The organism is Burkholderia stagnalis (assembly GCF_902830275.1).
Classification (GTDB): domain Bacteria; phylum Pseudomonadota; class Gammaproteobacteria; order Burkholderiales; family Burkholderiaceae; genus Burkholderia; species Burkholderia stagnalis.
The window spans coordinates 123863-145565 of record NZ_CADESW010000019.1 but is presented as its reverse complement, the minus strand read 5'-3'; the positions used below and the strand labels follow the sequence as shown (position 1 = coordinate 145565).

Genomic DNA, 21703 nt, shown 5'->3' with positions numbered 1-21703 from the left:
CTCGCTGGCCGCGTTCCCTTACACGATTTCGATCCAGTTCGCGCCGCGCCCGCCGCTCTCGCGCGCGCGCGGCGTCAGCGCGCCGTCGTCCGGCGCGATCGCATACACCGACACGGTTTCCGACTGCTCGCCGCACGCGACGAGAAACCGTCCCGACGGATCGATCGCGAAGCCGCGCGGCTGCGCCTCGGTCGCTGTCGCATGCACGGCGGCGAACGTGCCGTCCGCGTGACGGCGGTAGCAGACGAGCTGGCTCGTGGTGCGCTCCGACACGTATGCGAAGCGCTCGTCCGGCGTGAGCTGCAGGTCGGCCGCCCACACGGCCGGCTGCGCCGGCGCGGGCGGCCGCGCATGGCCCGCCGCGAGCGACGCGAGCGCGGCCGGGCGCGGCGTGATGTGCGCGTCGCCGAGCCGGCCGCTGTCGGGGTCGCGCGCGAACACCGCGAGCCGCGCCTCGAATTCGCCGACCGCGACGAGCGTGCGGCCGTCGCGCGTCAACCGCAGGTGGCGCGGCCCGAAGCCGCGTTCGACGCGCGCCTCGCCATGCTCGACCGCGCGGATCCCGCGCATGTCGTGCACGAGTTCGAAGCAGAAAATCCGGTCGGAGCCGAGCGAGCTCACGTACGCGTAGCGGTCGTCCGGCGACACGATCACCGCATGCGCGTTCGGGATTCCGCCGATCACCTGCAGCGGCACGCCGTCGCCGGCGCGCACGCGCGCGGCGTCGTACACGCTCATCGAATGGCCGCCGTACGACGCGCCGAGCAGCCAGCGCCCGCTGCCGTCGAGCGTCAGGTACGCGAGGCTCGCGTCGATCGCGGCCGACGCGACGCGGGCGAGCGCGCCGGTGCGCGGCGCGACGTCGAACGCGACGATCGCCGGCCGCGCGCCGCGCGTCGCCGCATACAGCCGCGTGCCGTCGGCCGGGCGCGCGAGCGGCATCACGGCGTCGCCGGCCGGATGCAGGCCGAGCGGCGCGAGGTTGCCGTCGGCGTCGAGCGAGTACGTGGCGAGGGTGCCGTCGGCGGCGTTCGAGACGATGACGGTCAGGCGGCGATCAGTGTTCGGCATGGCGCAGCAGCGGGGAAGGCGTGAAGGGCTCGTCGGCCGGCGTGCCGCGCGGCGGATCGCTGCGCCGGTGCGTGTGGGCGAACAGCGCGGCGGCCGCGGCGACGAGGGATGCGATCGCGAGCGCGTACAGGCCGCCCGTGATCGAACCCGTATGTTGCTTCAGATAGCCGAAGGCCGTCGGCGCGACGAAGCCGCCGAGGTTGCCGACCGAGTTGATCAGCGCGATCACGGCCGCGGCGACGCGCGTGTCGAGGTAGCCCTGCGGAATCGGCCAGAACAGCGACGACGCAGCCTTGAAGCCGAGCGCGGCGAAGCAGATCGACGCGAACGACCAGACCGGATCGCGCGACGTCGACGCGAACAGCCCGCATGCGGCGAGCACGAGCGCGCATGCGAGCCAGCGCTGCGGATGCTTCCATTTCGACGACAGCACCGCGAAGCCGTACATCGCGCCGATCGCGATCATCCACGGAATCGTGTTGTAGAGCCCGACCTGGAAATCGGTGAGGCCGCCCATCCTGCGGATGATCGTGGGCAGCCAGAAGGTCGCCGCGTAGATCGTCAGCTGGATCGAGAAATACAGGAAGCAGAACAGCGCGATCTGCGGATCCTTGAGCAGCGCGAAGCGCGGCGCGTGCGCGTGCGAATGCACGTCGCGCTTCGCCCGCTCGTCGTCGAGCGCGCGTTCGAGCGCCGCGCGCTCGTCGGCGGTGAGCCACGTCGCGTCGCGGATGTGCGATTTCAGCAGCAGCCAGCTCGCGCCGCACAGCGCGACCGAGAACAGGCCTTCGATCAGGAACATCCATTGCCAGCCCTGCAGCCCGAAGCCGTGGATCGACAGCAGCGCGCCCGTCACCGGGCCCGACAGCACCGACGCGAACGCGGAGCCGCCGAGGAAGATCGCCATCGCCTTGCCGCGCGCCTGCGGCGGCAGCCATTGCGACAGGTACAGCACGACGCCGGGGAAGAAGCCGGCCTCGGCCGCGCCGAGCAGGAAGCGCAGCACGTAGAACGACGTGTCGTTCCACACGAACGCCATCGCGGCCGCGACGAGGCCCCAGGTCGCCATGATGCGCGCGAGCCACACGCGCGCGCCGTAGCGCTGCATCAGCAGGTTGGACGGCACCTCGAACAGCGCGTAGCCGACGAAGAACAGCCCCGCGCCGAGCCCGTAGGCGGCGGCGCCGATGCCGATCGACGCTTCGAGGTGGCGGTCGACGAAGCCGACGTTCACGCGGTCGATGTAGTTGGCGATGAACATGATCAGCACGAGCGGCAGCACGTGCCATTTCACTTTCGAGACGGCGGACGCGAGCGGGTCGCGGCCGGCCGGGGCAGGCGAGGGCGTGGTCAAGGGTGTCTCCGGTCGGGATGCGGCAGGCGGTTCGGGCGCCGATGCGTTCTAAGTAGTATGTCGTCGTATGACATATTACGCTGGGATGCGTTAGGCTGGCTCGCGGGTATACCCGAAAATAGGCGGTTTTTCCGATGCTTGCACTGGCAGAAGGGCAGCGATGAACGGATTTAATGTCTGATGACGTATGACATCTTGAAGACGACGCATCAGCCGGCAGCCCGCCGACGCGTCGATCGCGCGCTTCGGCCGGATCGACGCGCTCGTGAACAGCGCGTTCGCGCACGGCGCGTTCCCGGAGCCGGTCGATACGGCGGACCTCGACGGCGGGCGCGCGGTGTTCGACACCAACGTGTTCGGCACGATGACGCTCACGCAGGAAATCGTGCCGCACATGAAGCGGCAGCGGCGCGATCGTGATGATCAACACGCAGGCGACCCGCAAGCCGTTTGCAGGGGAAGCCGGCTACGCTGTATCGAAGGGGGCGCTCGCGGTTGCGGCAAAATACCTGGCGCGCGAGCTCGGCGTGCACGGCATCCGCGCGAACAGCATCCACATGGGGTTGAGGTGGGGCGTGCCGATGCAGGGGTATTTCCGGCAGGCCGCGACCGAACACGGCGTGCCGGAGGCGCAGATCATCGCGCCGATCGCGTCGAACCTCGCGCTCGCGCGGCTGCCGACCGACGACGACTGTGCACGCCGCGCTGTTTCTCGCGTCCGATTACGTGAACGCGGTGGCGGGCGCGACGCTCGACGCGAACGGCGGCGATTTCACGCCTTGAAGATGGAGCAACGGAACATGCGGGACAACGACAGCGGGCAGCACGTGTTCGCGTTCAACGGCGACGCGGACGGCCTGTGCGCGCTTCAGCAATTGCGGCTCGCGGAGGGCGCGCGCGGCACGCTCGTGACGGGCGTGAAGCGCGACATCCGGCTGCTCGAGCGGATCGACGCGCGCGCGGGCGACCGCGTCACCGTGCTCGACGTATCGCACGACCAGAACCGCGACGCGTGCGCGCGGCTGCTGCGCGACGGTGCGGCGGTCCGCTATTTCGACCACCACTTCGCGGGCGCGCTGCCCGACGATGCGCGTTTCGACGCGCATATCGACACGGCGGCGGACGTGTGCACGAGCGCGCTCGTGAACCGCTATCTCGGCGGGCTGCACGTGCGCTGGGCGATCGCCGCGGCGTTCGGCGACGAGCTGCCGGCGCTCGGCGATGCGCTCGCGCGCGAACATGGAATCGACGCGGCCGAGCGCGGGATGCTCGCGGAACTCGGGCTCTACCTGAACTACAACGCGTACGGCGATTGCGTCGACGATCTGCATTTCGATCCGGCCGCGCTCGCCGACGCGATGCTGCCGTGCGTCGACCCGCGCGATTTCGTGCGCGGCACGCCGGTGTTCGCGGCGCTGCGCGACGGCTATCGCGACGACATGGCGCGCGCGCGCTCGCTCGCGCCGCTGCGCGAAGTGCCGGGCGCGACGCTGGTCCGGATGCCCGACCACGCATGGGCGCGGCGCGCGACCGGCATGCTCGCCAACGAGCGGATGCGCAACGCGCCCGGCGCCGCGCTCGCGGTGCTGTCGCCGCGCACGGGCGGCGGGCTCGTCGTCAGCGTGCGCGTGCCCGACGGCCGGCCGCTCGGCGCGGACGATTTCTGCCGCGGCTTTGCGACGGGCGGCGGGCGCAAACGCGCGGGCGGCATCAATCACCTGCCGGAAGCGGAATTCGACGCGTTCGCCGCACGCTTCGAGGCGGCGTTCCGGCTCGATTGACGCGCTTCACGTCGCGCGCGCACTGGTTGGAGCCGCGCGGTGCCCACGCACCGGACGACCGACGCGGGCGCGTCGATGTCGACGGTGATCGAGGTGACGAGGTTGGCGGCTTTGGTCATGGGCGTGATGGAAGCGGCGGGGACCGTATGCGCCGACATGGACGCGCACCACCCGACGTCGAGCGCAGGCGTTCGCGCGCGCCGACAAATCGTCGGAACGGACTAAGGCGTTTCACCGGGGACCTCCATCGACACCGCGCGCCGCACCCGCGACAATACGCGTCACGTTCCGGTTTCCGAGTCGAGGTGTGCGTGTCCGCCGTGCCGTCCGTTGCGCCCGCGATCGTCTGGTTTCGCGACGATCTGCGTCTCACCGATCATCCCGCGCTGACGCGCGCGGTGCAGTCGGGCCGCCCGCTCGTATGCGTGTACGTGCACGACACGGGCGCCGATGCGGGCAGGCCGCCCGGCGGCGCGGCGAACTGGTGGCTGCACGGGTCGCTGCGCGCGCTCGACGCCGCGCTCGCGCGGCACGGCGGCCGCCTGCTGCTGCTGAGCGGCGATGCGCAACGCGAAATCGAGCGCGTCGTGCACGACACGGGCGCGGCGGCCGTCTACTGGAACCGTCGTTACGCGCAGCCGCAGCGCGATGCCGATGCTGCGCTCAAGGCGGCGCTGAAGGCGCGCGGGCTCACGGTCGACAGCAGCAACGGCAGCCTGCTGAACGAACCGTGGGACGTGCTGACTGCATCAGGCACGCCGTTCCAGGTGTACACGGCCTACTGGCGCGCGGCGCGCCGCGATCGCGAGGTGGCCGTGCCGTTGCCCGAGCCGGAGCGGATCGCGTTCCAGCCGTGGCCGGCCGCGGTGCGCGAGCGCGCGCTCGCGCTCGATGCGCTGGCGCTGCTGCCGCACGCACCGGACTGGGCCGGCGGCCTGCGCGCCGCATGGCCCGCGCCGGACGAAGCGGGCGCGCACCGGCAGCTCGACGCCTTCGTGTCGTCGTCGCTGGCCGCGTATGCGGACGCGCGCGATCGTCCCGACCTGCCCGCGACGAGCCGCCTGTCGCCGTACCTGCGCTTCGGCAATGTGTCGCCGCGACAGGTCTGGCATGCGGCCCGGCTGCACGCGCAGGCGGGCGGCGCCGCATGTGCGGCCGGCGCCGACAAGTTCCTCGGCGAACTCGGCTGGCGCGAATTCAATCATCAGTTGCTGTATCACTTTCCGGCGCTCGCGAGCGCGAACCACCGCGCGCAGTTCGACGCGATGCCGTGGCGCAGCGATCCCGATGCGCTGCGCGCGTGGCAGCGCGGCCTGACCGGCTATCCGCTCGTCGATGCCGGGATGCGCGAGCTGTGGGCGACCGGCTGGATGCACAACCGCGTGCGGATGGTCGTCGCGTCGTTCCTCGTCAAGCACCTGCTGATCGACTGGCGCGCGGGCGAGGCGTGGTTCTGGGACACGCTCGTCGATGCCGATCCGGCGAACAACGCCGCGAACTGGCAGTGGGTGGCCGGCTGCGGCGCGGACGCCGCGCCGTATTTCCGCATCTTCAATCCGGTGCTGCAGGGCCGCAAGTTCGATCCGCGCGGTGCGTACGTGCGGCGCTGGGTGCCGGAACTCGCGGGGCTCGACGACGCGGCGATCCATGCGCCGTGGGCCGCGTCGCCGGTGCAGCTCGCGGCGGCCGGGGTGCGGCTCGGCACCGACTATCCGGCGCCGCTCGTCGATCACGACGCGGCGCGGCGTCGCGCGCTCGATGCGCTGGGGACGTTGCCGAAGGGCAGGTGATCTAGCCGCGCACGGCAGCGAGCGCGCGCATTTCGGCCGCACATGCGTCGGCTTCCGCGCGGATCCAGTCGCGCACCTCGGCGACTTCGCGCCGCGGCGCCGGGTCGCGCTGGAACAGCCAGTAGCCGTAGCCGTTCTGCGGCGCGCGCCCGTGCGGCCCGAGCACCATCAGCCGGCCGTCCGCGAGCATCGGCGCGACGAGCGCGAGACGGCCGAGCGCGATGCCCTGGCCCGCGAGCGCGGCCTGGATCACCTGGTCGTACTGGTTGAAGCGCAGCACGCCTTTCGGGCGCGCGTCGCCGAGGCCGGCCGCGTGCAGGTGCTCGCGCCATTGCAGCTGCGTCTGCGGCGGCCCGTCGAATTCGAGCAGCACATGGCCCGCGAGCGCGTCGGCGTCCGCGATCGGCCGCGCGGCAAGCGCCGGGTGCGCGACCGGCACCACCGTCTCGTCGAACAGGTGCAGCGCGCCGGCCGGCGCGCGGTCGCGGGGGCTGTAGCGGATTCCGAGGTCGATGCCTTCCGCGCGCAAATCGAGTACCTTGTCGTTCGCGGCGACGCGCAGGTCGATCTCCGGATGCCGCGCCTGCAGCTGGCCGAGCCGCGGCAGCAGCCACAGCGCGGTCACGCCGATGCTCGCAGTGATCGTGACCGGCTGCCGCTCGCGCACGGCGGTGAGCGTGCCGATGGTGTCCTGCAGGCTGCGCAGCGCGGCGTCGGCAACGTGGAACAGGCGTTCCCCTTCCGGCGTGAACGCGATCCTGCGGTAGCCGCGCTGCAGCAGCGCGACGCCGAGATGCGCCTCGAGCGCGTGCACCTGGCGGCTGACCGCCGATTGGGTGACGTACAGATCCTGCGCGGCGAGCGTGATGCTCATGCGGCGGCCGACGGCGACGAAGCCGCGCACGAGGTCCAGCGACGGGAGACGGGCGAGAGGCGTTGACATGCGTTGAGCTCATGCGAACGAAGCCGCCAGCGTGGTCGAGTTTGTGCGATGCGTCAAGTTCGAGGGTGGCCGGCCCGAGCGCGGCCGATGCGAGGAGACACGATGACGAATGCGAACGCGGCGCCCGATGCGCTGCCGCCGGAACCGGTGACGCTGCGCGCGGCGGACGGCTACGTGCTGCACGGCCAGGTGTGGCGGCACCGCGGCGGCGCGCCCGGCCGGCCGGTCACGGTGGTGAACTGCGCGACGTCGGTGCGCTGCGACTATTACTTCCGCTTTGCCGCATGGCTGTTCGCGCACGGGCGCGACGTGCTGGTCTACGACTATCGCGGCATCGGCGGCTCGCGCCCGGCGCGACTCGCGAGCCTGCGCGCGAACTGGCTCGACTGGGGGCGGCTCGACTACGAGGCCGCGCTGCGCCACGCGCTCGACGCGTTCCCCGGCCAGCCGCTCGACGTCGTCGCGCACAGCATCGGCGGTTTCGTGCTCGGGCTCGCGCCGTCGAACGCGCAGGTGCGGCGCGTGCTGACGGTCGGTGCGCAGTATGCGTACTGGCGCGACTACCTGCCGGCCGAGCGGCGGCGCATGTGGTGGAAGTGGCACGTCGCGATGCCGGCGCTCGCGGCGCTGTGCGGCTACGTGCCGGCCAGGCGCCTCGGCTGGATGGAGGATACGCCGCGCGGCGTCGCGCTGTCGTGGGCGCGCTCGCGGCCGCGCTTCGAGGACGTCTACACGCGCGGCCGGCATGCGCAAAGCGTCGCGTGCCGCGCCGCGCTGCCCGCGCGCTTCGCGGCGCTCACCGCGCCGATGCTCGCGATCGGGCTCGACGACGACGCGTTCGGCACCGTCGCCGCGATCGAGCGGCTGCTCGGCTACTACACGGGCAGCGACGTCACGCACCTGCGGATCGCGCCGCGCGACGTCGGCGTCGACGCGATCGGGCACTTCGCGTTCTTCCACAGCCGGTTCGCCGATACGCTGTGGCCGCTCGCGCTGCACTGGCTGCGGCACGGCGCACTGCCGGCCGATGCGCCGGGCACGGTCCATGCGCGCCACGCGGCCGCGCGTGCGCGGCATGCGCCGGCCGGCGTCGCGGCGAACTGTTGAACGGGCTGAACGACTGAACGACTGAACGACTGAACGACTGAACGACTGAACGACTGAACTGCTGAACTGCTGAACTGCTGAACTGCTGAACTGCTGAACTGCTGAACTGCTGAACTGCTGAACTGCTGAACTGCTGAACTGCTGAACTGCTGAACGGCCGGGCGGCCCGCCCGAACGCGCGACGATCGATTAACATCGGACGTTTCGCCCCGCAGGCCACGCATCGATGTCCAGCTCTCCCGTTACCGGCTCGTCCACCGACGCACCTCGCGCCTATCGCGCGCATCCGATCGACGTGCCGCCGGCCGCGCGCCGCGCGGGCGTGCAGGTCGTGCGCGTCGATTTCGACTGGCATGTGCCGCTCGCGTCGCCCGCCTATGCGGGGCTGAGCGACGCCGAACAGGCGCGCGCGGCGCGCTTCCTGCGCCGGGAAGACGCGGTGCGCAGCGCCGGCACGCGCATCGCGCTGCGCGACGTGCTCGGCGCGCGGCTCGGCATCGCGCCGCGGGACGTCGTGATCGCGGTCGGCGAGGCCGGCCGTCCCGCGCTCGATCCCGTGCACCGCGCATCGCTCGACTTCAACGTGTCGCATGCCGGCGACCATGCGCTGATCGCATGGTCGGCCGCCTGCCGGGTCGGCATCGACATCGAGCGCGCCGACCGTGCGATCGACTGGCGCGGGCTGTCGCGCGAGGTCTGCGCGCCCGGCGAGGCTGCCTATCTGGACGATCAGCCGGACGCGGCGCGCGCGGACGCGTTTATGCGCGTCTGGGCCGCGAAGGAGGCGCTGCTGAAGGCGCTCGGCACCGGCATCGCCGGCGGGCTGAAGGCGTTCGCGGTGGTGCCGCCGCGCGACGCGGCGACGCCCGCGGTGGAGATCGTCGCGCCTGCCGCGCCCGCGGCCGGCGTGGCCGCGTTCGACGCCGCGTGGCTCGACGCGGCGCCCGGCTACGCGGCGTGCGTCGCGTGGACGCGCGCGTAGTCTCCGTTCATGCGGGCGCCGGCCCGCTCATTCGAGCGGCGCATCGTTCGGCACCGCTTAGCGCGCCTTGACCGCAGCGATCAAGCAGGCACACCAGTCCTGCCAAAAACCCATCACTTCCGGATCTTCGCGAGCGTGCCGCGGGCAAGCAGGGCGGGGAATCATGACGGGGCAGACACGACGGCCGGCGCGTGGCGACTGCAATGATCCGTATGTTGCAAAAGTCATAATAACGACAACATACGATAACTCGCGGCCCCCACCGGACAGGCCAGCGGGGTGCGCCGGGCATCAGGGAAACTCCCGAGTCGAAATCGGCGAAAAACCACTTGTCTATACAAGTTTGGATCACTACACTGCAATCCATCCCGAACTTGTCTAGACAGGATTGCTCACATGATTACGCTCACCCCCGGCCACCTGACTCTCCCGCAACTGCGCCAGATCGCGCGCGAATCCGTGCCGCTCGCGCTGGACCCGGCCAGCTTCGCGAAGATCGACGCGGGCGCGAAGGCCGTCGCCGACATCGCCGCGAAGGGCGAGCCGGCCTACGGCATCAACACGGGCTTCGGCCGCCTGGCCAGCACGCACATCCCGCACGACCAGCTCGAACTGCTGCAGAAGAACCTGGTGCTGTCGCACGCGGTCGGCGTCGGCGAGCCGATGGCGCGCTCGTCGGTGCGCCTGCTGATGGCGCTGAAGCTGTCGAGCCTCGGCCGCGGCCACTCGGGCATCCGCCGCGAAGTGATGGACGCGCTGATCAAGCTGTACAACGCCGACGTTCTGCCGCTGATCCCGGTGAAGGGCTCGGTCGGCGCATCGGGCGACCTCGCGCCGCTCGCGCACATGTCGGCGGTGCTGCTCGGCGTCGGCGAAGTGTTCATCCGCGGCGAGCGCGCGAGCGCGCTCGACGGCCTGCGCGTCGCGGGCCTCGCGCCGCTGACGCTGCAGGCGAAGGAAGGCCTCGCGCTGCTGAACGGCACGCAGGCGTCGACCGCGCTGGCGCTCGACAACATGTTCGCGATCGAAGACCTGTACCGCACCGCGCTCGTCGCGGGCGCGCTGTCGGTGGACGCGGCGGCCGGCTCGGTGAAGCCGTTCGACGCGCGCATCCATGAGCTGCGCGGCCATCAAGGCCAGATCGACGCGGCCGCGGCTTACCGCGACCTGCTCGAAGGCTCGCCGATCAACCAGTCGCACCGCGACTGCGACAAGGTGCAGGATCCGTACAGCCTGCGCTGCCAGCCGCAGGTGATGGGCGCGTGTCTCGACCAGATGCGCCACGCGGCCGACGTGCTGCTCGTCGAAGCGAACGCCGTGTCGGACAACCCGCTGATCTTCCCGGATACCGGCGAAGTGCTGTCGGGCGGCAACTTCCACGCCGAGCCGGTCGCGTTCGCAGCCGACAACCTCGCGCTCGCCGCATCGGAAATCGGCGCACTCGCCGAGCGCCGCATCGCGCTGCTGATCGACGCGACGCTGTCGGGCCTGCCCCCGTTCCTCGTGCGGGACGGCGGCGTGAATTCGGGCTTCATGATCGCGCACGTGACGGCTGCCGCACTGGCATCGGAAAACAAGACGCTCGCGCACCCGGCGTCGGTCGACTCGCTGCCGACCTCGGCGAACCAGGAAGACCACGTGTCGATGGCGACGTTCGCCGCGCGCAAGCTCGCCGACATCGCCGACAACACGAAGCACATCCTCGCGATCGAACTGCTGGCCGCCGCCCAGGGCGTCGACCTGCGCGCGCCGTATCACACGAGCCCGAAGCTCGCGCCCGTGATGGAAACGATCCGCGGCAAGGTCGCGCACTACGAGCTCGACCACTACTTCGCGCCGGACATCGCGGTGATCGCGAAGCTGGTCGGCGAGCGTGCGTTCGCGAAGGTCAGCCCGTTCTCGTTCGCCTCGGAACAGTAACGCGATGAGCGCACCGGTCTACCAGGAGATCAAGGATTTCATCCTGGCTCGCATTCATGCCGGCGAGTGGGCGGAGGGCCATCAGGTGCCGTCCGAGAACGAGCTGGCCCGCGACTTCAAGGTCGCGCGCATGACCGTCAACCGCGCGCTGCGCGAGTTGACGGCCGAGCAGGTGATCACGCGCGTGCAGGGCGCGGGCACCTTCGTCGCGCGGCCGAAGTACGAGTCGACCCTGGTGGCGATCCGCAGCATCTCGGAGGAAGTCGCGGCGCGCGGGCATGCGTATCACGCGAGCGTGCTCGGCCTCGCGACGGTCAAGGCCGACGACGCGCTGGCGGACGAGATGCAGGTGGCGGTGCGCGCAAAGCTGTTCCACTCGCTGGTGCTGCATTTCGAGAACGACGAGCCGGTGCAGCTCGAGGAACGATGGGTGAATCCGGCGGTCGCGCCGGATTACGCCGGGCAGGATTTCACGAACACGACGCCGAACCAGTACCTGATGCGCGCGGCCCCGCTGCAGCGCGTCGAGTACCGGATCGAAGCGGCCGCACCCGCGCCGGAAAGGCGCGCGCAGCTTCGGATGGACGACGTCGAACCGTGTCTGGTTTTACATCGGCGCACCTGGTCGCAGGGCGTCGTCGCCTCGGTGGCGAATCTTTGGCATCCCGGCAGCCGTTATCGCTTCACCGGGCATTTCTGAATCTGTTGATTTTTCATTTCCTTCGGGAGCAGTCGTCATGAACCATCCGAATCACATCGATCCCCGCCTCGACCCGACGCGCACGATCCGCGCACCGCGCGGCAGCGAAAAGACCTGCAAGACCTGGCTCGCGGAAGCGGCCTACCGGATGATCCAGAACAACCTGGATCCGGAAGTCGCCGAGCACCCGCATGCGCTCGTCGTGTACGGCGGCATCGGCCGCGCGGCGCGCAACTGGGCGTGCTACGACCAGATCCTCGCGTCGCTGAAGGATCTGAACGAGGATGAGACGCTGCTCGTGCAGTCGGGCAAGCCGGTCGGCGTGTTCCGCACGCACAAGGACGCGCCGCGCGTGCTGCTCGCGAACTCGAACCTGGTGCCGCACTGGGCAACCTGGGACCACTTCAACGAGCTCGACCGCAAGGGCCTGATGATGTACGGCCAGATGACGGCCGGCAGCTGGATCTACATCGGCAGCCAGGGCATCGTTCAGGGTACCTACGAAACCTTCTTCGCGGTCGCGAACCAGCACTTCAACGGCGACCCGTCGGGCCGCTGGATCCTGACCGGCGGCCTCGGCGGGATGGGCGGCGCGCAGCCGCTCGCGGCGACGATGGCCGGCTTCTCGATGATCGCGGTCGAATGCGACGAGACGCGCATCGACTTCCGCCTGAAGACGCGCTACGTCGACAAGAAGGCGACGACGCTCGACGAAGCGCTCGGCATGATCGAGGAAGCGAAGCGCGCGGGCAAGCCGGTGTCGATCGGCCTGCTCGGCAACGCGGCGGACGTGTTCACGGAACTCGTCGAGCGCGGCATCACGCCGGACTGCGTGACCGACCAGACGAGCGCGCACGACCCGATCAACGGCTACCTGCCGCAGGGCTGGACCGTCGCGCAATGGCGCGAGGCGCAGAAGGTCGATCCGCAGAGCATCGTGAAGGTCGCGAAGCAGTCGATGGCGGTGCAGGTGCGCGCGATGCTGGCGCTGCAGCAGCGCGGCGCGGCGACGCTCGACTACGGCAACAACATCCGCCAGATGGCGCTGGAAATGGGCGTCGAGAACGCGTTCGACTTCCCGGGCTTCGTGCCGGCGTACATCCGCCCGCTGTTCTGCGAAGGCAAGGGCCCGTTCCGCTGGGTCGCGCTGTCCGGCGATCCTGAGGATATCTACAAGACCGACCAGAAGGTGAAGGAGCTGATCCCCGACGATCCGCACCTGCACAACTGGCTCGACATGGCGCGCGAACGCATCGCGTTCCAGGGCCTGCCGGCGCGGATCTGCTGGGTGGGCGTGAAGGATCGCTATCGCCTCGGCCAGGCGTTCAACGAGATGGTCAAGAACGGCGAGCTGAAGGCGCCGATCGTGATCGGCCGCGATCACCTCGACACGGGTTCGGTCGCGAGCCCGAACCGCGAGACGGAATCGATGAAGGACGGTTCGGACGCCGTGAGCGACTGGCCGCTGCTGAACGCACTGCTGAACACGGCAGGCGGCGCATCGTGGGTGTCGCTGCACCACGGCGGCGGCGTGGGCATGGGCTTCTCGCAGCACTCGGGCGTCGTGATCGTCGCCGACGGCACCGCTGAAGCGCACGAGCGCCTCGGCCGCGTGCTGCTGAACGACCCGGCGACGGGCGTGATGCGCCATGCGGATGCCGGCTACGAACTCGCGCAGCAGACGGCCCGCGAAGCCGGCCTGAAGCTGCCGATGCTCGGCCGCTGAGCGATGACGGCACGACATGACGTGCTGGCCGCCGCGCTGATCCGCGCGGCGGATCTCGTCGCGTCGCCGTGGAAGAACGGCGGCGGCGTGACGCGCGAGATCGCCGCGTTCCCGCCCGGCGCCGCGCTCGACACGTTTGCGTGGCGCGTGAGCGTCGCGGACGTCGGCGCGGCCGGGCCGTTCTCGCGCTTCGAAGGAATCGACCGCACGCTGGTGCTGCTGTCCGGCGCGGGCATGACGCTCGCGGCCGATGACGGCGCGTGCCACGTGCTCGATGCGCCGCTCGCGCGCGCGGATTTCGCGGGCGAGACGGCGATCGACGCGACGCTGCACGAAGGCCCGACGCGCGACTTCAACCTGATGACGCGCCGCGCGACCACGCGCGGGACGGTCGCCGCCTGGCGCGCCGGCACGCATCGCGTCGCGCGCGCGGATACCGTGCTGCTGTTCTGCGCGGCGGGCCCGGTGCACGTCGAGCTCGACGGCACGGCCTGCACGCTGGAAGAACTGGACACGCTGCGGCTCGATGGGCCGCAGCGTGCGTTTGACGTCGCGGTGAGCGGCGACGGCGCGCTGCTCGCCGTGTCGCTCGACGCCACCGATACGAACTGAACGCATGAAACCGACTGTCTGGCATCACCTGAGGCTGTGTCCGCACGGCCACCCCGACGAGACGATCGACGATGCGGCGATCGCCGTCGACGAAACCGGCGCGATCGTCTGGCTCGGCGCGTGCTCCACGCTGCCGCACGACTACGCGCACTGGGCGCGTGAAGACCTGCACGGCGCGTGGGTGACGCCGGGCCTCGTCGACTGCCACACGCACCTCGTGTACGGCGGCACGCGCGCGGACGAATTCGCGCAGCGCCTGGCCGGCGTCAGCTACGAGGAAATCGCGCGGCGGGGCGGCGGGATCGTGTCGACGGTGCGCGCGACGCGCGACGCCGACGAGGCGACGCTGTTCGTGCAGGCCGCAGCACGCCTGCAGCCGCTGCTCGCCGAAGGCGTGACCGCGATCGAGATCAAGTCGGGCTACGGGCTCGACCTCGCGAGCGAGCGCAAGATGCTGCGCGTCGCGCGGCAGCTCGGCGAGCGCTTCCCGGTGTCGGTCTATACGACCTTCCTCGGCGCGCACGCGCTGCCGCCCGAATACGCGGGCCGCGCGGATGCGTACATCGACGAGGTGTGCGAACGGATGCTGCCGGCGCTCGCCGACGAAGGGCTCGTCGACGCGGTCGACGTGTTCTGCGAGCGGATCGGCTTCTCGCTCGCGCAGACCGAGCGCGTGTTCGAGGCCGCGACGCGGCGCGGGCTGCCGGTCAAGCTGCACGCGGAACAGCTGTCGAACGCGGGCGGCACCGCGCTCGCCGCGCGCTATCGCGCGCTGTCCGCCGATCACCTCGAGTTTCTCGACGAAGCCGGCATCGAGGCGATGAAGGCGGCCGGCACGGTCGCCGTGCTGCTGCCCGGCGCGTACTACTTCATTCGCGAGACGCAATTGCCGCCGCTCGACCTGCTGCGCAAGCACCAGGTGCCGATCGCGCTCGCGACCGATCACAACCCGGGCACGTCGCCGCTCGAATCGCTGCTGCTGACGCTGAACCTCGGCTGCACGCTGTTCCGCATGACGGTGCCCGAAGTGCTGCAGGGCGTCACGCGCCACGCGGCCGCGGCGCTCGGCCGCGCGGATCGCCACGGCGCGCTCGAGGTCGGCCGCCAGGCCGATTTCGCGGTATGGTCGGTCGGCTCGCTCGCGGAACTCGCTTACTGGATCGGCCGCCCGCTGTGCGAGCAGGTCGTGCGCGGCGGAACGACCGTGTTTCGCCGCACGAACGGATGATGGGACTCACGATGACCGACACGACGTTGTTCGCCGCACACGCGTACCTGCCTGACGGCTGGCGCCGCAACGTGCTGCTGCGCTGGGACGCGGCCGGCACGCTGACCGAGGTGACGCCCGACACCGATGCGCCGGCGGGCGTCGCGCGCGCGGCGGGCCCGGTGGTGCCCGGCATGCCGAACCTGCATTCGCACGCGTTCCAGCGCGCGATGGCGGGGCTCACCGAATACCGCGCGAACCCGTCCGACAGCTTCTGGAGCTGGCGCGACCTGATGTACCGCTTCGCGCTGAAGATCACGCCCGATGCGCTCGCGGCGATCGCGCGCTGGCTGTACGTCGAGATGCTGAAGTGCGGCTATACGTCGGTGTGCGAATTCCACTACGTGCATCACGCGCAGGACGGCACGCGCTATCCGCAGCTCGCCGAGCTCGGCGCACGCGTGATCGGCGCGGCGCGCGCGGCCGGCATCGGCATCACGATGCTGCCCGTGTCGTACCAGTTCGCAGGCTTCGGCGACAAGCCGCCGCGCGACGACCAGCGCCGCTTCATCAATACCCCGGACGGCCTGCTCGAACTGCTCGACGCGATGCGCGGCGTCGCGCCGGAGGACGGCACGCTGCGCTACGGCGTCGCGCCGCACTCGCTGCGCGCGGTGTCCGAAGCCGGGCTGCGCACGCTGCTCGACGGTCTGCCCGGCGATGCGCCCGTGCACATCCACATCGCCGAACAGACGGCCGAGGTCGACGACTGCGTGCGCACCTACGGCGCGCGGCCCGTGCAGTGGCTGCTCGACCGCTTCGACGTGGGCCCGCGCTGGTGCCTCGTGCACGCGACGCATCTCGACGCGGCCGAGACCGAGGCGCTCGCGAAGCGCCGCGCGGTGGCCGGCCTGTGCCTGACGACGGAAGCGAACCTCGGCGACGGCGTGTTCCCTGCCGTCGACTATCTCGCGCACGGCGGCGTGATCGGCATCGGTTCGGACAGCCATGCGTCGGTCGACTGGCGCGCCGAGCTGCGCCTGCTCGAATACGGGCAGCGGCTCGTGCATCGCGCGCGCAACGTGCTGGCGAGCGATACGCAGCCGGTGGTCGCGGATCGCCTGTTCGACGCATCGCTTGCGGGCGGCGCGCAGGCGAGCGGGCGGCCGATCGGCGCGCTGCGCGCAGGCTGCCGCGCCGACTGGCTGGTGCTCGACCCCGACCATCCGGCGATCGCCGAGCACGACAGCGCGGCGTGGCTGTCCGGCGCGGTGTTCGCCGAGCACGGCGACACGCCGGTGCGCGACGTCTACACGGGCGGCGCATGCGTCGTGCGCGCGCGCCGCCATCGCGACGAAGACGCCGCGTATGCCGATTACCGCGCCGCGCTGGCGCAACTGCTGCGCTGATCGCTGCAGCGCTTCGGCGCGTGCGGCAACGCACGCGCCGTCCGACCGACCACGGTGAGACCGACATGAGCCAACAACCGGCTGTATTCACGCTGAAGCAGGGCACGCTGCCGCTGCTGATCTCGATTCCGCACGCGGGCACCTACATTCCCGACGACCTGGCAGCGACGATGACGCCCGACGCGCGCTTCGTCGACGATTGCGACTGGCATCTCGAACGCCTGTACGGCTTCGCCGTCGCGCTCGGCGCATCGGTGCTGGTGCCGTCGCATGCGCGCTACGTCGTCGACCTGAACCGGCCGCCCGACAACGAGAACCTGTATCCGGGGCAGGACACGACCGGCCTCGTGCCGGTCGATACCTTCGACAAGGCGCCGCTGTATCCGGCGGGCGCATTGCCGGACAACGACGAGATCCTGCGTCGCCGCGACCGCTACTGGCGGCCGTATCACGACGCGCTGCAGGGCGAGATCGCGCGCCTGAAGCGCGAGCACGGCCGCGCGCTGGTGTGGGAAGCGCATTCGATCCGCTCGCACGTGCCGCGCTTTTTCGACGGGCGGCTGCCGGATTTCAACTTCGGCACCGCGAACGGCGCGAGCGCCGCACCGGGCCTCGCGGAAGCGCTGGCCGCCTGCGTGACCGCGCACGGCGGCTTCACGGCGGTTGCGAACGGCCGCTTCAAGGGCGGCTACATCACGCGTCAGTACGGCGTGCCCGATACGGGCGTGCAGGCCGTGCAGCTCGAACTCGCGCAGATCACCTACATGGATGAAACGCGCCCGTATGCCTACGACGAGACGCGCGCCGCGCGGGTTTCGCCGCTGCTGCAGACGCTCGTCGAGACGGCGCTCGCGTATCGCTGAATGCGATGGCGGGGAAACCGACGCCGCGGCGGAGAAGGGCGCGGCGTCGCAACGGGCGGCATCGATTCCGGCAATCGATGCCGCCCGTGTTTTTGTCAGGGTTAATACCGACCGTAGCGGCTGAAATTTGACGCAATTTTTCGGTGATATAAGCTGAATGACAGGGAGCCATCACGCGCCCTACGTCAAACCGTCAGTCGAGTACGATCGTGAAAGCTGCAAGCCCTTCGATCCGCCGGACGCGAAGTCCGTCGGCGGGCGCGCCGCAACGTGCCGGTCCGCACCGGCATGCTGATCGCGGCAAGCGTTCCGCCTCATCCCGCGAACCTCGCCTCATCGCCTTGTCCCATCGCGGCCTGCGCCGCTTCAATCTCGTGACCGCGCGCATCTTCAGCGCGGTGCAGTGCGACGGCAGCGCGTCGCTGTTGCCCTAGCGTCGATTGCGTCATCCGCCCCGGGGCGTGCCGTGTTCCGCGGTGTGTTGCCTGCGGCGGGCCGCTGCGTGTTCGCGCATTGCGAGCCGGCCACGTCGTGCGTGCCGCGCCGCATGGACACACGAGCGCGCGCACCCATGCATGCCGCGCGCGAGCGCGACGATGCGCATGCCTGTCCGCCCGAATTTCATCGGAGGTGCCGCCATGCGACCGCGCCCGCTCGTAGTCGTGACCGCCGATCGCACGATGCGCGGCGCGCATCCGTCGCACGCGGCGGGCGAGAAGTACCTCGCCGCGCTGGTCGACGGCGCGGGCGTGCTCGCGCTCGTGCTGCCCGCGCTCGGCGTGCGCCAGCCGGTCGACGCGCTGCTTGCCGCGATCGACGGCCTGCTGTTTACCGGCAGCTATTCGAACGTCGAGCCGCACCATTACGGCGGACCCGCGAGCGCGCCCGGCACGCTGCACGATCCCGCGCGCGACGCGACCGCGCTGCCGCTGATGCGCGCGGCGATCGACGCGGGTGTGCCGGTGCTCGCGATCTGCCGCGGCATGCAGGAAATGAACGTCGTGTACGGCGGCACGCTGCACCAGCGGCTGCATGCGACTGCTGGCTTCGCGGACCATCGCGAGACGCCGTCCGAGCCGCTCGAATCGCAATACGGGCCCGCGCACGTCGTGCGCTTCGCGCCGGGCGGCCTGCTGCAGCGGATCGCGCGCGGCGCGTGCGAAGCGACGGTCAATTCGCTGCACGACCAGGGCATCGCGCGGCTCGGCGCGGGCCTGGCCGTCGAGGCGAGCGCGCCCGACGGGCTGGTCGAGGCCGTCAGCGTGCGCGGCGCGCGCGCGTTCGCGCTCGGCGTGCAGTGGCATCCCGAATGGCGCTTCGCGGAGCAGCCGCTGTCGCGCGACATCTTCGCGGCATTCGGCGCGGCGTGCCGCGCGCGCATGACGCATCGCATCCGTGCGGCCGCCGACGGCGAAGTGGCGCCGCCGGCCGCACATGACGTCGACTGAACGAGGCCGATCATGCAACCCGCACTGGACGAATTCCTCAGGCAGCATCGCATCACCGAAGTCGAGGCGATCATTCCCGACATGGCCGGCATCGCGCGCGGCAAGATCATTCCGCGCAACAAGTTCGAGTCCGGCGAATCGATGCGCCTGCCGCAGGCCGTGATGGTGCAGACCGTCACCGGCGACTATCCGGAAGACGGCTCGCTGACCGGCGTCACCGACCCCGACATGGTGTGCGTGCCCGATCCGTCGACGATCTGCCTGATCCCGTGGGCGGTCGACCCGACCGCGCAGGTGATCCACGACTGCGTGCACTTCGACGGCTCGCCGGTCGAGATCTCGCCGCGCTACGTGCTGCGGCGCGTGCTCGAGCTGTATCGCGAGAAGGGCTGGAAGCCGGTGGTCGCGCCCGAGCTCGAGTTCTACCTGGTCGACATGAACAAGGACCCGGACCTGCCGCTGCGTCCGCCGGTCGGCCGCACCGGGCGCGCGGAAACGGGGCGGCAGTCGTATTCGATCGAGGCCGTCAACGAGTTCGATCCGCTGTTCGAGGACATCTACGAGTACTGCGACATGCAGGGGCTCGACATCGAGACGCTGATCCACGAGGTCGGCGCCGCGCAGATGGAGATCAACTTCATGCACGGCGATGCGCTGTCGCTCGCCGACCAGGTGTTCCTGTTCAAGCGCACGGTGCGCGAAGCCGCGCTGCGCCACAACATGTACGCGACCTTCATGGCCAAGCCGATGGAAAACGAACCGGGCTCGGCGATGCATATCCACCAGAGCCTCGCCGATCCGCAGACCGGCCGCAACCTGTTCACCGACGCGAACGGCGACGTGACGCCGCTGTTCCGCGGCTATCTTGCCGGGCTGCAGAAATACACGCCCGCGCTGATGCCGATCTTCGCGCCGTACATCAACTCGTATCGGCGGCTGTCGCGCTTCATGGCCGCGCCGATCAACGTGCAGTGGGGCTACGACAACCGCACGGTCGGCTTCCGCATTCCGCAGTCGAGCCCGGTCGCGCGGCGCATCGAGAACCGCATCCCGGGCGTCGACTGCAACCCGTACCTCGTGATCGCGGCGACGCTTGCGGCCGGCTATCTCGGCATCACGCAGCGCCTCGAGCCGAGCGAGCCGCTCGCGTCCGACGGCTACGACCTGCCGTACCAGCTGCCGCGCAATCTCGAAGAGGGCATTACGCTGATGGCGGCGTGCGCGCCGCTCGCCGGCATCCTCGGCGAGAAGTTCGTGAAGGCGTATCTCGCGCTGAAGGAAACCGAGTACGAGGCGTACTTCCGCGTGATCAGCTCGTGGGAACGCCGGCACCTGCTGCTGCACGTGTGACCCGCCGCGCGTCCGGCATCGTTCAGGAGGGCAGCATGACCGACCGTTCCGACCGTGGTGCAGCGGCGCCCGCCATGCCGCGCACGACCGCGCAGTATCGTGCGCTCGACGCCGCGCATCACATCCACCCGTTCTCCGACATGGGTGCGCTCAATCGCGCGGGCAGCCGCGTGATCGTGAAGGCCGACGGCGTCTATCTGTGGGATTCCGACGGCAACCGGATCATCGACGGGATGGCCGGGCTGTGGTGCGTGAACGTCGGCTACGGGCGCGCGGAACTGATCGACGCCGCGCAGCGGCAGATGCGCGAACTGCCGTTCTACAACACGTTCTTCAAGACCACGCATCCGCCGGTGATCGAACTGTCGGCACTCCTCGCCGAAGTCACGCCGCCGGGTTTCAACCACTTTTTCTATTGCAACAGCGGCTCGGAAGGCAACGACACCGTGCTGCGCGTCGTGCATCAATACTGGCGCGTGCAGGGCCAGCCGCGCAGGAAATACGTGATCTCGCGCTGGAACGGCTATCACGGCTCGACGATCGCGGGCGCGACGCTCGGCGGGATGGGCTACATGCACGAGCAGATGGCGTCGAAGGTCGAGCATGTCGTGCATATCGACCAGCCGTATTTCTTCGGCGAAGCGGCCGCCGGCGAGACGCCCGAGGCATTCGGCCTCGCGCGCGCGCAGCAGCTCGAAGCGAAGATCCTCGAGCTCGGCGCGGAGAACGTCGCCGCGTTCATCGGCGAGCCGTTCCAGGGCGCGGGCGGTGTGATCTTCCCGCCGTCGACGTACTGGCCGGAAATCCAGCGGATCTGCCGCAAGTACGACATCCTGCTCGTCGCGGACGAAGTGATCGGCGGCTTCGGCCGTACCGGCGAGTGGTTCGCGCACCAGCACTTCGGCTTCGAACCCGACCTGATGACGCTCGCGAAGGGCCTGACGAGCGGTTATGTGCCGATGGGCGCGGTGGCGCTGCACGACCGCGTCGCGCAGGCGCTGATCGAACACGGTGAATTCAACCACGGGATGACGTATTCGGGGCATCCGGTTGCGGCGGCGGTCGCGATCGCGAACCTGACGCTGCTGCGCGATGGCGGCATCGTCGCGCGCGTGAAGCGCGACATCGGGCCGTATTTCCAGCGCCGGTTGCGCGACGCGCTCGGCGGCCATCCGCTCGTCGGCGAGATTGCCGGCGCGGGGCTCGTCGCGGGCGTGCAGCTCGCGCGCGATCCGGCGCGGCGCGTGCGCTTCGACAATGGCGGGGAGGTCGGCACGATCTGCCGCGACTTCTGCTTCGGCGGCAACCTGATCATGCGCGCGACCGGCGACCGGATGCTGCTGTCGCCGCCGCTCGTGATCGGCGAGGCCGAGGTCGACGAGATCGTCGACAAGGCGAAGCGGGCGTTCGATGCGACAGCGGAGCGGGTGAGGGGATGAC

At 70.2% G+C, this 21703-nt stretch carries 20 protein-coding genes and 1 pseudogene; 17 read left to right on the top strand and 4 right to left on the bottom strand.

Annotated features, from left to right (window positions below; genetic code table 11):
• Positions 1-18: 18 nt before the first annotated feature.
• The 3 genes from HWY45_RS27675 to HWY45_RS37485 all read right to left on the bottom strand — a co-directional run bounded on the left by HWY45_RS27675 (position 19) and on the right by HWY45_RS37485 (position 2800).
• Complete coding sequence (locus HWY45_RS27675; RefSeq protein ID WP_059878889.1) at positions 19-1071, bottom strand: lactonase family protein; 1053 nt, start codon at positions 1069-1071, stop codon at positions 19-21.
• Complete coding sequence (locus tag HWY45_RS27670) at positions 1058-2425, bottom strand: MFS transporter (protein ID WP_059878892.1); 1368 nt, start codon at positions 2423-2425, stop codon at positions 1058-1060. The genes HWY45_RS27675 and HWY45_RS27670 overlap by 14 nt, the downstream gene beginning before the upstream one ends.
• A 90-nt stretch (positions 2426-2515) precedes the next feature.
• Positions 2516-2800 carry a hypothetical protein gene (locus HWY45_RS37485; RefSeq protein ID WP_230946951.1) on the bottom strand — a complete coding sequence of 95 codons (285 nt, stop codon included), beginning with the start codon at positions 2798-2800 and terminating at the stop codon, positions 2516-2518.
• On the opposite strand from HWY45_RS37485, the pseudogene HWY45_RS37480 reads away from it, so the two are divergent.
• The 4 genes and pseudogenes from HWY45_RS37480 to HWY45_RS27650 form a co-directional block, all read left to right on the top strand.
• Positions 2691-2931 (top strand): annotated as a pseudogene (locus HWY45_RS37480) (SDR family NAD(P)-dependent oxidoreductase); the annotation flags it as partial. The gene HWY45_RS37485 and the pseudogene HWY45_RS37480 overlap by 110 nt on opposite strands.
• Before the next feature lie 294 nt (positions 2932-3225).
• Complete coding sequence (locus tag HWY45_RS27660; RefSeq protein WP_059879045.1) at positions 3226-4206, top strand: hypothetical protein; 981 nt, start codon at positions 3226-3228, stop codon at positions 4204-4206.
• Between the two features lie 39 nt (positions 4207-4245).
• Entirely contained in the window at positions 4246-4431 is a 186-nt protein-coding gene (locus tag HWY45_RS27655) for a hypothetical protein (protein ID WP_059878896.1), read from the top strand.
• Between the two features lie 86 nt (positions 4432-4517).
• Entirely contained in the window at positions 4518-5996 is a 1479-nt protein-coding gene (locus HWY45_RS27650) for a cryptochrome/photolyase family protein (RefSeq protein ID WP_059879047.1), read from the top strand.
• A gap of 1 nt (position 5997) precedes the next feature.
• Here HWY45_RS27650 and HWY45_RS27645 read toward each other — a convergent pair whose 3' ends face one another.
• A complete protein-coding gene (locus tag HWY45_RS27645; protein ID WP_059809763.1) occupies positions 5998-6939 on the bottom strand; it encodes a LysR substrate-binding domain-containing protein in 942 nt (313 codons plus the stop codon).
• Between the two features lie 102 nt (positions 6940-7041).
• On the opposite strand from HWY45_RS27645, the gene HWY45_RS27640 reads away from it, so the two are divergent.
• From HWY45_RS27640 to HWY45_RS27580, 13 genes are all read left to right on the top strand, one after another.
• A complete protein-coding gene (locus HWY45_RS27640; RefSeq protein ID WP_230946949.1) occupies positions 7042-8046 on the top strand; it encodes an alpha/beta hydrolase family protein in 1005 nt (334 codons plus the stop codon).
• 226 nt (positions 8047-8272) lie between these two features.
• Positions 8273-9028, top strand: coding sequence for a 4'-phosphopantetheinyl transferase family protein (locus HWY45_RS27635; protein ID WP_059878902.1), 756 nt, complete (start codon positions 8273-8275; stop codon positions 9026-9028).
• Between the two features lie 396 nt (positions 9029-9424).
• Complete coding sequence (hutH, locus tag HWY45_RS27630; RefSeq protein ID WP_059567609.1) at positions 9425-10948, top strand: histidine ammonia-lyase; 1524 nt, start codon at positions 9425-9427, stop codon at positions 10946-10948.
• Between the two features lie 4 nt (positions 10949-10952).
• Positions 10953-11648 carry a histidine utilization repressor gene (gene hutC / locus HWY45_RS27625; protein WP_017331862.1) on the top strand — a complete coding sequence of 232 codons (696 nt, stop codon included), beginning with the start codon at positions 10953-10955 and terminating at the stop codon, positions 11646-11648.
• A gap of 37 nt (positions 11649-11685) precedes the next feature.
• Positions 11686-13374: a urocanate hydratase gene (gene hutU, locus HWY45_RS27620; RefSeq protein ID WP_059809757.1), complete on the top strand. Its 1689-nt coding sequence runs from the start codon at positions 11686-11688 to the stop codon at positions 13372-13374.
• Positions 13375-13377: 3 nt separating this feature from the next.
• Positions 13378-13986, top strand: coding sequence for a HutD/Ves family protein (locus tag HWY45_RS27615; RefSeq protein WP_059878904.1), 609 nt, complete (start codon positions 13378-13380; stop codon positions 13984-13986).
• 4 nt (positions 13987-13990) lie between these two features.
• A complete protein-coding gene (gene hutI / locus HWY45_RS27610) occupies positions 13991-15214 on the top strand; it encodes an imidazolonepropionase (RefSeq protein ID WP_059878907.1) in 1224 nt (407 codons plus the stop codon).
• A gap of 11 nt (positions 15215-15225) precedes the next feature.
• Entirely contained in the window at positions 15226-16602 is a 1377-nt protein-coding gene (locus tag HWY45_RS27605; RefSeq protein WP_059879050.1) for a formimidoylglutamate deiminase, read from the top strand.
• 65 nt (positions 16603-16667) lie between these two features.
• Positions 16668-17465, top strand: a complete 798-nt coding sequence (gene hutG, locus HWY45_RS27600; protein WP_059809855.1) for an N-formylglutamate deformylase — start codon at positions 16668-16670, stop codon at positions 17463-17465.
• A 209-nt stretch (positions 17466-17674) separates the two neighbouring features.
• Positions 17675-17899, top strand: coding sequence for a hypothetical protein (locus HWY45_RS37355; RefSeq protein ID WP_059809753.1), 225 nt, complete (start codon positions 17675-17677; stop codon positions 17897-17899).
• 204 nt (positions 17900-18103) lie between these two features.
• Positions 18104-18913, top strand: a complete 810-nt coding sequence (locus tag HWY45_RS27590; RefSeq protein WP_059878910.1) for a gamma-glutamyl-gamma-aminobutyrate hydrolase family protein — start codon at positions 18104-18106, stop codon at positions 18911-18913.
• Between the two features lie 12 nt (positions 18914-18925).
• A complete protein-coding gene (locus HWY45_RS27585) occupies positions 18926-20263 on the top strand; it encodes a glutamine synthetase family protein (RefSeq protein ID WP_059878914.1) in 1338 nt (445 codons plus the stop codon).
• 35 nt (positions 20264-20298) lie between these two features.
• On the top strand, positions 20299-21702 hold the full coding sequence (locus HWY45_RS27580; protein ID WP_059878917.1) for an aspartate aminotransferase family protein: 1404 nt from the start codon (positions 20299-20301) through the stop codon (positions 21700-21702).
• The last annotated feature ends 1 nt before the right edge of the window (position 21703 follow it).

Excerpts from the sequence above, each read along its gene's own strand:
- HWY45_RS27675 (WP_059878889.1), bottom strand. The coding sequence starts at position 1,071 with ATGCCGAACACTGATCGCCGCCTGACCGTCATCGTCTCGAACGCCGCC.
- HWY45_RS27660 (WP_059879045.1), top strand. The coding sequence starts at position 3,226 with ATGCGGGACAACGACAGCGGGCAGCACGTGTTCGCGTTCAACGGCGAC.
- HWY45_RS27645 (WP_059809763.1), bottom strand. The coding sequence starts at position 6,939 with ATGTCAACGCCTCTCGCCCGTCTCCCGTCGCTGGACCTCGTGCGCGGC.
- HWY45_RS27640 (WP_230946949.1), top strand. The coding sequence starts at position 7,042 with ATGACGAATGCGAACGCGGCGCCCGATGCGCTGCCGCCGGAACCGGTG.
- HWY45_RS27635 (WP_059878902.1), top strand. The coding sequence starts at position 8,273 with ATGTCCAGCTCTCCCGTTACCGGCTCGTCCACCGACGCACCTCGCGCC.
- hutH (WP_059567609.1), top strand. The coding sequence starts at position 9,425 with ATGATTACGCTCACCCCCGGCCACCTGACTCTCCCGCAACTGCGCCAG.
- hutC (WP_017331862.1), top strand. The coding sequence starts at position 10,953 with ATGAGCGCACCGGTCTACCAGGAGATCAAGGATTTCATCCTGGCTCGC.
- hutU (WP_059809757.1), top strand. The coding sequence starts at position 11,686 with ATGAACCATCCGAATCACATCGATCCCCGCCTCGACCCGACGCGCACG.
- HWY45_RS27615 (WP_059878904.1), top strand. The coding sequence starts at position 13,378 with ATGACGGCACGACATGACGTGCTGGCCGCCGCGCTGATCCGCGCGGCG.
- hutI (WP_059878907.1), top strand. The coding sequence starts at position 13,991 with ATGAAACCGACTGTCTGGCATCACCTGAGGCTGTGTCCGCACGGCCAC.
- HWY45_RS27605 (WP_059879050.1), top strand. The coding sequence starts at position 15,226 with ATGACCGACACGACGTTGTTCGCCGCACACGCGTACCTGCCTGACGGC.
- hutG (WP_059809855.1), top strand. The coding sequence starts at position 16,668 with ATGAGCCAACAACCGGCTGTATTCACGCTGAAGCAGGGCACGCTGCCG.
- HWY45_RS27590 (WP_059878910.1), top strand. The coding sequence starts at position 18,104 with ATGCGACCGCGCCCGCTCGTAGTCGTGACCGCCGATCGCACGATGCGC.
- HWY45_RS27585 (WP_059878914.1), top strand. The coding sequence starts at position 18,926 with ATGCAACCCGCACTGGACGAATTCCTCAGGCAGCATCGCATCACCGAA.
- HWY45_RS27580 (WP_059878917.1), top strand. The coding sequence starts at position 20,299 with ATGACCGACCGTTCCGACCGTGGTGCAGCGGCGCCCGCCATGCCGCGC.